Genomic DNA, 7690 nt, shown 5'->3' with positions numbered 1-7690 from the left:
GGTGGTGGAACGGAATCTCGGCATCACGTTTGGTCTGGTGGTGCGGGCGATGGGCTTCAGCAAGACCGTCGCCGGCGGGATTTCGTCGCTGCGCCAAGGCGAGGTTTCGCAGTTCACGGTGGTTCTCGAAGACGCCCGCAGGCATGCGATCGACCGAATGATCGAGAACGCGAAGCTGCTCGGTGCCAACGCGGTGATCGCGATGCGCTTCGACTCCTCCGAGATCGGCAAGGCACGCGCCGAAGTCGTCGCCTACGGCAGCGCGGTGGTCGTCACGCCGTCGGCATGAGCGAGCCCGGGGGCGGTGCGCCGGCCGGGCGGCGCTCGCTGCTCGGGGACGCCGACCGCGAGCGCCTGATCGCGTTGCTGCGCGAGCACTACGCCGCGGGCCGGCTGGATCTGGACGGCCTGCGCCACCGGGTCGGTGTCGTGCTGGCCGCCGCCTATGCCGAGGAGGCCGCGGTGGCCCTGGCCGACCTCCCGCCCGCCGGTGTCCCCGATACGCCGGGCGCCGGGCGCGGCGGGGGTTCCCGCGGGCGGCACGCCCAGACGCACAAGCCGGAGCCGGGCTGGGTGCCGACGGCTGAGCGGTTCCGCGATCCGTCCAGCGGCGTGATCATGCGGGTCTGGATCGACCCGTCAGACGAGAGCCGCCACTACGTACCGGACGACGCCCTGCTATAAGGCCAGCGGCCAGAGGAGGACTCATGCTGACCCAAAAGGAACTCGCCGAGGCGCGTGGGCGAGCGGCGGAGATATTCGTCCAAGCGGGAATCGCGCTGACGGACGCTGAGCGCTCCGCGATCGAGATAGCCGACTTCGGCCTGTCGAAGCTGGAGGAGACCGGCCTGGAGATCGTCGTCTACGTGAACACGGAGCGGGTCGCCGCGAAGGAGCTCGCGATGTTCCCGCGCCAGATCTGTCCGGAGCACCGGCATCCGCCGTTTGACGGGACGCCAGGGAAGGAGGAGACCTTCCGCTGCCGTGCGGGCACGGTGTACGTCTACACGGAAGGGGAGCCCGCGCCGCACCCGCACGCCCGGGTCCCCGCCGACGGAACGTTCACCGCGTGGCACGAAATCGTGCTGCGGCCCGGGGAACAGTACACGGTTCCCCCTGACACGCTGCACTGGTTTCAAGCAGGGGACGAGGGGGCGATCGTTTCGGAATTCTCTACCCGGAGCCGGGACGACCTGGATATCTTCACCGATCCCAGGATCGAGCGGGCCACCCGGCTGGCCGACGGATGACCTTGCTCAGGCGATGGCCGGGTCCACGCGCTGCACGTTGACCGCATAGCAGGGTCGCGGCGCCTGCCTGTGCGCTACTTGACCGGCCCCTACATTGACTGTCATCATTTGTTCAATGAGTGATCATTTGATCAATATCCGGGGGCCGGCGGACTCGCCTGCGGACGGCACCGAGCCTGCCACGCTGGCTGACAGCGATTTGAGGGGGTCGCTGTACCGGCGGATGCTGCTTATACGCCGGTTCGAAGAGCGTGTCTACCGGCTGTTTCTTGACGGTGAGATCCCGGGAACGCTGCACCAATACCAGGGGCAGGAGGCGGTGGCGGTTGGCGTGTGCGATGTGTTGACGCGTGACGACTGGATCACGTCCACGCATCGCCCGCACGGACACGCGCTTGCCAAGGGCGTGAGTACCCGCGCCGCGATGGCCGAACTGTACGGCCGGCGTACCGGCTGCTGCGCAGGCAAGGGCGGCTCGATGCACCTGGGTGACCCGGACGTGGGCATGCTGCCTGCGATCGCGATCGTCGGCGGGGGCAACACGGTGGTGACCGGCTTGGGACTGGCCATGAAGCTTCGCCGCCGCCGCCAGGTTGCGGTCTGTTTCTTCGGCGAGGGGGCGACGAACGAGGGCGCGTTTCACGAGGGGATTAACTTCGCCGCGGTCGAGCGGCTGCCGGTGGTGCTGGTCTGCGAGAACAACTTGTATGGCGCGTCCACGTCGTACAGCCGGGTCGCGCTCGTCCCTGACGTCGCCGAGCGCGCGAAGGCATACGGCGTGCCCGCGCGGATCGTCGACGGCATGGACGTGCTGGCCGTGCGTGCGGCGGCCCGTGACGCCGTGGCGGCGGCCCGGGCGGGAGACGGGCCCACGTTGCTGGAATGCAAGACCTACCGGTTCACCGGGCACAGCCGCAGTGACGCGCGCGGGTACCGGACCCGCGAGGAGGAAGCCCGCTGGGCGGCGCGAGATCCGCTGCTCGTCCTCGGCGCGAGTCTGGACGAGGCCACGCTGGGACATCTTGAAGCAGAGGTGAAGACCGAGCTCGATGACGCGGTCGAGTTCGCGCGCAATTCGCCGTTTCCCGACCCCGGCGACGCGACGGCGGATGTCTATGCCTGAGGCGGTGGCAGCGGTCCGGCGGCTGACGATCGGCGAGGCGCTGCGAGAAGCGATCGCGGAGGAGATGCGCCGCGACCCGGAAGTGTTCCTGCTGGGAGAGGACATCGGCGTCGAGGGCGGTTTCGGCGGCGCGTTCGGCGTTTACCTGGGCCTGGTCGAGGAATTCGGGCACGAGCGGATCATCGATACGCCGATCAGCGAGAAAGTGATCGCTGGCGCGGCGGTGGGAGCCGCGGTGCTCGGAATGCGCCCGGTGGCCGACGTGCAGTACGCGGACTTCCTCTTCGAGTGCATGGATGAGCTGGTCAACCAGGCGGCGAAGCTCCGCTACATGTCCGGCGGGAAGATCCGGGTGCCGATGGTGATGCGGGCGCCAGTCGGGGCGACTACCCGGGGAGCGCAGCACGGCCAGTGCCCGGAGAGCTATTTCGTCCATGTGCCTGGCTTGAAGGTGGTAGCGCCGTCGGATGCCTACCACGCCAAGGGCATCCTGAAGAGCGCGATCCGCGACGACAACCCGGTGCTGGTGTTCGAGCACAAGCTGCTGTACGGCAGCAAGGGGCGGGAGGCGGCGGGCGGTCTCGACCTGACCGCCGAGGTACCCGCGGAGGAGTACCTGGTGCCCATCGGGAAGGCGGTGATCAAACGGCCTGGCGCCGATGTCACGCTGGTGGCGACCCATGTGTCGCTGTACCGGTCCCTGGCGGCGGCCGACCTGCTGGCCCGTGACGGCATCGAATGCGAGGTCATCGATCCGCTCACCCTGCTGCCGCTGGACGGCGACACGATCTTCGGATCGGTGCGCAGGACCGGCCGCCTGGTCGTCGTCCACGAGGACAGCCTGACCGGGGGCTGGGGGGCGGAGATCGCGGCCCGCGCCGCCGACGAATGCCTCTCCTACCTCGATGGACCTGTCAAGCGGGTGGCTTCGAAGGATGCCCCGGCGCCCGCCGCGCCGGTCCTTGAACAGGCCGTGTTGCCGCAGGTGGCCGATATCGTCGCGGCCGTCAGGGAGGCGGTGGCGTAGATGGCGACCCCGATCCGCGTGCCGGCGCTGGCGCAGACCAGTGACGAGCTGCGGCTGACGGCCTGGCTGAAGACGGAGGGCGAGCAGGTCACCGAGGGGGAGCCGCTGTTCGAGGCGGAGACCGACAAGGCCGAACTGGAAGTCGAGGCCACCGCCTCAGGTACGCTGCTGCGCTGCCTCGCCGGGCCGGGGGAGACGGTGAGCATCGGGACGGTGGTCGCCTGGATCGGCCAACCTGGTGAGGACATCCCGCAGGCCGTCCCAGGGGTGTCGGAAGCCGCAGCCACAGCACGCCGGGTGCCGGCCACCGTCTCGCCGTCGCCCGGCGTCTCGTCACCGGCCAGCGTCTCGGCGACGGATTCCTCCCCGCGGCTGCCCGCAACCCCGGCCGCCCGCGCGCTTGCCCGTGAGCGCGGTATCGACCTGGCGCAGGTCACGGGATCTGGTCCCGGCGGACGGATCGAACGCCGGGACGTGCTGGCCGCGCTGGACAGCGCCAGTCCGCGGCGCGCGGACGACGGGACAACCGACGTAGTGCCCCCGCACCGGCGGGCGATCGCGGCGCGCTTGTCACGCGCCGCCACCGTGCCCCAGTTCACCGTGTCAAGGACCGTCGACGCGCGGTCGGCCCTGGCTCGTGCGGCGGGACTGGACGGGGTAACGCTCACCCATGTGCTGCTGCAGGCGGCGGCCGCGGCGCTGCGGGCGATGCCGGACGTGAACCGCGTTTGGCTCGACGAAGGACCACGTTTCCTGCGGCTGGCGCACTGCCACGTGGGCTTGGCGATCGCCGCCGACGACAATCTGATCGTGGCGACCATCCCGGAACCCGATCGGCTCGGTCTCGAAGACCTCGTGCTCACGATGCGGCGGGCCGTGGACGAAGGGCGCCGTGGTCGGCTGTCCGCCGTCTTTACCGCCCCGGCGGCGATGACCCTGAGCAACCTGGGCATGTTCGGCGTCGACCGGTTCGAGGCGATCGTGGACCCGGACCAGACGGCGATCCTCGCGGTCGGCCGCGCCGTGGAGCGGCCCGCCGTTACCGCGGATGGCATCGCCGCAGTGCCGCAGCTGGATCTTGCGCTGACCGTCGACCACCGGACGGTGGACGGCGCGGCGGCGGCACGGTTCCTTGCCGCGGTCTGCGCCGAGCTGGAACGCTGATAAAGAGCCGGGGAAAGGCCGCCGTCCGGCTGAGCCGCCTGGCCCGCCGTTCAGCCGGGCCGGTCGGCGAGCTTCAGCACCCGCCGCGCCACGCCGACCGAGGTGACCAGGGTGTGGACGAGTCCGGAGTTCAGCGCGCCGAGCACAGCGGCCGACTTCGCCTCCTCCGACACCGCGGCGATCACAACCGGGATTTTACGGAGATCCTCGCGGGTCAGGCCCACCACGCGGTTCTCGATCCACTCGGCGACCGGCTCGCCCCGGACGTTGAAGAAGCCGCCGAGGATGTCCCCGACAGCGCCGTCCTTGCGCATCCGGGCCATATCCTTCGCCGTGATGCAGCCGAGGCTGACGACCAGGGATTCGTCCACCGCGTCACCCACGCCGACGATGGCAAAGCCGGCGCCGCGGGCGTGCGCGATGGTCCGGCGTATGTCGGCGTGAGTCAGGAAGGCATCCCGCACATCCTCGCTCTCCGCGTAGGCAGGCGCGTAGATCCCCTCGGCCTTGCCGCCCAGGGCATCGGCGAACCGGGTGGCGATGTCGGTGGAGTTGAGGCCTTCGCCGACCTGGGCCGAGCCGCCGATCCCGCTGACCACGGTGCAGCGGCGCGGACGCAGGCCGGTGGCCTGCTGGCTGACCGCTTTGACGTTGCGCCCCATCCCGATCGACAGCGTGCCGCCGTCGGGCAGGAGCCGGTCGAGGAGCCCGGCCGCCGCACGGCCGACCTGGGCGCGGATCGCCGACTCGTCGTGCTGGTCCGCCACCACGATGGCGCCGGACAGGCCGAAACGGGACGTGAGCTCGGTCTCCACCGGCATCGCGAGCGACGAGGGCAGGTTCACGGTGATTTCGACGATGCCCGTTTCCTTCGCCTGCCGGAGCAGGCGCCAGACCTTAGGCCTGGACAGGCCCAGCTGCGTCGCGATCTTGTCCTGGGTCATGTCTTCGAGGTAATACATCGAGGCGACCCTGGCTAGCATTTCCATTGACACCGGCTGCCTACCTGGCAATCTTCCTGCGATGCGGGCTGGCGAAGCATCGGTCATGTGGCGCCGGTCCCTTCCTGAGGGCTTCACTCATAGAGCGTTCGGTGACGTAGCCGAGGCTGTTGCGATTCATCGCGGTGTTTGACGTCGGCCACGTCGCAGGCCAAACTGATCATATTCTCACACGTCGGGCATTCGATCAGATCGGAGAGTAGCCGTGAGCGGTGGCGAAGCGCTCCCGGTCTCCGTTCAGCCCGAAGCCCCGGCGGTCGTCTGCGCGGGGCTGATCATCGCCGACCTTTTCGTGTCACCGCTGCCGACCCTACCCCGGCCCGGAGAACTCGTGGTTTCTGACGGCTTCCTGCTGGACGCCGGCGGCTGCGCGGTTAACACCGCGGTGATCCTGGCTCGCCTCGGCGTCCGCACCGGGCTAGTCGGCAAGGTGGGCGATGATGAGTACGGGCGCTGGCTGCGGCGCAGCCTGGCGCGCAAGCGGGTCCTGGTTGACGGCGTCTCTACCGGGCAGCGGGCCGCCACGTCGCAGACCGTCATCCTGCCCGTCGACGGCGAGGACCGACGGTACATCCATGTTCCCGGGGCCAATGCCGAACTGGGCGTCGCGGATATAGCACCTCTGCTGTCCGGCGTGCGAGTCCTGGCTATCGGCGGCTATCTCGCGCTTCTCGGGCTGGACCCTGAAGGGGTCGCGGACCTGCTCGCCGGGGCTCGCACGCGAGGGACCGCCACGCTGCTCGACGTCGTTGTGCCCCGTGGCGCGGACGATCCTCTCAAGGCGCTCCGGCCAGTGCTCCCGCACGTCGACTGCTTCCTGCCGAACGAGGACGAGGCACGCCTGGTCACCGGCCATGACAACCCGGCTGACCAGGCCAGGGCCCTGCTGGAATTGGGCTGCGCGTCGGTCGTCATTACCTGCGGCGCCGAGGGCGCCGTGTACGCTGACCCCGCTCGCGTGATCCGGGTGCGGCCGTTCCCTGTCGAGGTGGTCGATGGTTCCGGTGCCGGGGACGCCTTCACCGCCGGGATCATCCTCGGCCTGATCGAAGGCTGGCCCGCTGAGCAGCGGCTGCGATTCGCCACCGCGCTCGGCGGCTCGGTGTGCCGCGGGCTCGGCTGCACGGGCACGGTCTTCACCAGGGACGAAGCGCTCGCCGCGGCCGACAGCGTGCGACTGGCTGCCGTGTCCTGATCATCCGTCGTTAACAGTCGTTAGCAAGGGAGTTCCCGATGCCGCTGGTCCCCGCTCCGGATATGCTCGCCGCCGCCCGCGCGGACGGCTACGCCCTGGGCTACTTCGAGAGCTGGGACAGTTACTCTCTCGAGGCCGTGCTGGCGGCGGCCGAGGCCGAGAACGCCCCCGTCATAGTCGGTTTCGGCGCGACGATGCTGGCTGATGAGTGGCTTGACGCGGGCGGCATCGAATTCCTCGGCGCGAGCGGTCGCGCCCTCCTCGAAGGCTGCCGGATACCGGCATCCTTCCTGCTCAACGAGACCCACACGCTCGAGCAGGCGGTCAGGGGCGTGGCTGCCGGATTCAACTTCGTGATGATCGACAGCCACCGGTGGCCGGTACCGGAGGCCCGCGACGCCGTGGCCAAGCTGGTGGCCGCCGCCCACCCGGTCGGCGTGGCCGTCGAGGCGGAATTCGGCAGCCTGCCCGACTACCACGACGGCGCAGTCGATGACAGCCATGCCTACATGACCGACCCCGGCGCGGCAGCTGAATTCGTAGCGGCCACGGGCGTGGACTGCCTCGCGGTCGCCGTCGGCAACGTGCACCTGCTGACGGCCTACGAGTCGGAGATCGACCTCGAGCGGCTGCAGGCCATCCAGGCCACCGTCGAAGTACCGCTGGCCATCCACGGCGGGACCGGGTTCCCGCCTGCCTCGGTCGCCGCGGCGATCAGCCTCGGCGTGGCGAAGTTCAACGTAGGCACGCGGCTGAAGCGCGGTTTCCTGGATGCGGTCCTCGATCGGACGCGTTCATGGTCCGGCAATGAGTCCGTGCACGACTTGGTCGGCTCGCACAAGCAAGCCGACTTCCTGGCCGCCGGCCAGTCGGCGATCACCGAGACCGTCCGCTCCCTGCTGCGCCTCTACGGCTCATCGGGCCGGGCAT

At 69.5% G+C, this 7690-nt stretch carries 9 protein-coding genes; 8 read left to right on the top strand and 1 reads right to left on the bottom strand.

Features of this window, described 5'->3' with window-relative positions:
• The 6 genes from WA805_RS29205 to WA805_RS29180 form a co-directional block, all read left to right on the top strand.
• Nucleotides 1-289, top strand: a 289-nt coding sequence (locus WA805_RS29205; protein WP_425243930.1) for a YbjQ family protein, incomplete at its 5' end; no start/stop codon positions are given.
• The gene (locus WA805_RS29200; RefSeq protein ID WP_425243929.1) at nt 286-684 is read left to right on the top strand and encodes a DUF1707 SHOCT-like domain-containing protein; all 399 of its coding nucleotides are present in this window, start codon (nt 286-288) and stop codon (nt 682-684) included. The genes WA805_RS29205 and WA805_RS29200, both read left to right, overlap by 4 nt.
• 23 nt (nt 685-707) lie before the next feature.
• On the top strand, nt 708-1250 hold the full coding sequence (locus tag WA805_RS29195) for a D-lyxose/D-mannose family sugar isomerase (protein WP_422289746.1): 543 nt from the start codon (nt 708-710) through the stop codon (nt 1248-1250).
• 94 nt (nt 1251-1344) lie between these two features.
• Nucleotides 1345-2373, top strand: a complete 1029-nt coding sequence (locus WA805_RS29190) for a thiamine pyrophosphate-dependent dehydrogenase E1 component subunit alpha (protein ID WP_425243928.1) — start codon at nt 1345-1347, stop codon at nt 2371-2373.
• Entirely contained in the window at nt 2366-3400 is a 1035-nt protein-coding gene (locus tag WA805_RS29185; RefSeq protein WP_422289750.1) for an alpha-ketoacid dehydrogenase subunit beta, read from the top strand. The genes WA805_RS29190 and WA805_RS29185 overlap by 8 nt, the downstream gene beginning before the upstream one ends.
• On the top strand, nt 3401-4564 hold the full coding sequence (locus WA805_RS29180) for a dihydrolipoamide acetyltransferase family protein (protein ID WP_422289744.1): 1164 nt from the start codon (nt 3401-3403) through the stop codon (nt 4562-4564). It begins immediately after the preceding gene.
• Between the two features lie 50 nt (nt 4565-4614).
• Here WA805_RS29180 and WA805_RS29175 read toward each other — a convergent pair whose 3' ends face one another.
• On the bottom strand, nt 4615-5553 hold the full coding sequence (locus tag WA805_RS29175) for a sugar-binding transcriptional regulator (protein WP_422339921.1): 939 nt from the start codon (nt 5551-5553) through the stop codon (nt 4615-4617).
• A 217-nt stretch (nt 5554-5770) separates the two neighbouring features.
• Between WA805_RS29175 and WA805_RS29170 the strand changes: the two genes are divergently transcribed.
• Nucleotides 5771-6760, top strand: a complete 990-nt coding sequence (locus WA805_RS29170) for a carbohydrate kinase family protein (RefSeq protein WP_422289741.1) — start codon at nt 5771-5773, stop codon at nt 6758-6760.
• A 38-nt stretch (nt 6761-6798) separates the two neighbouring features.
• A partial coding sequence (locus tag WA805_RS29165; protein WP_422289740.1) for a class II fructose-bisphosphate aldolase occupies nt 6799-7690 on the top strand: 892 nt, incomplete at its 3' end.

It is taken from the genome of Trebonia sp. (assembly GCF_049794275.1).
GTDB lineage: Bacteria > Actinomycetota > Actinomycetes > Streptosporangiales > Streptosporangiaceae > Trebonia.
Note: the sequence above shows the minus strand (reverse complement) of the source record. Positions and strands in the feature narration are given on the sequence as shown.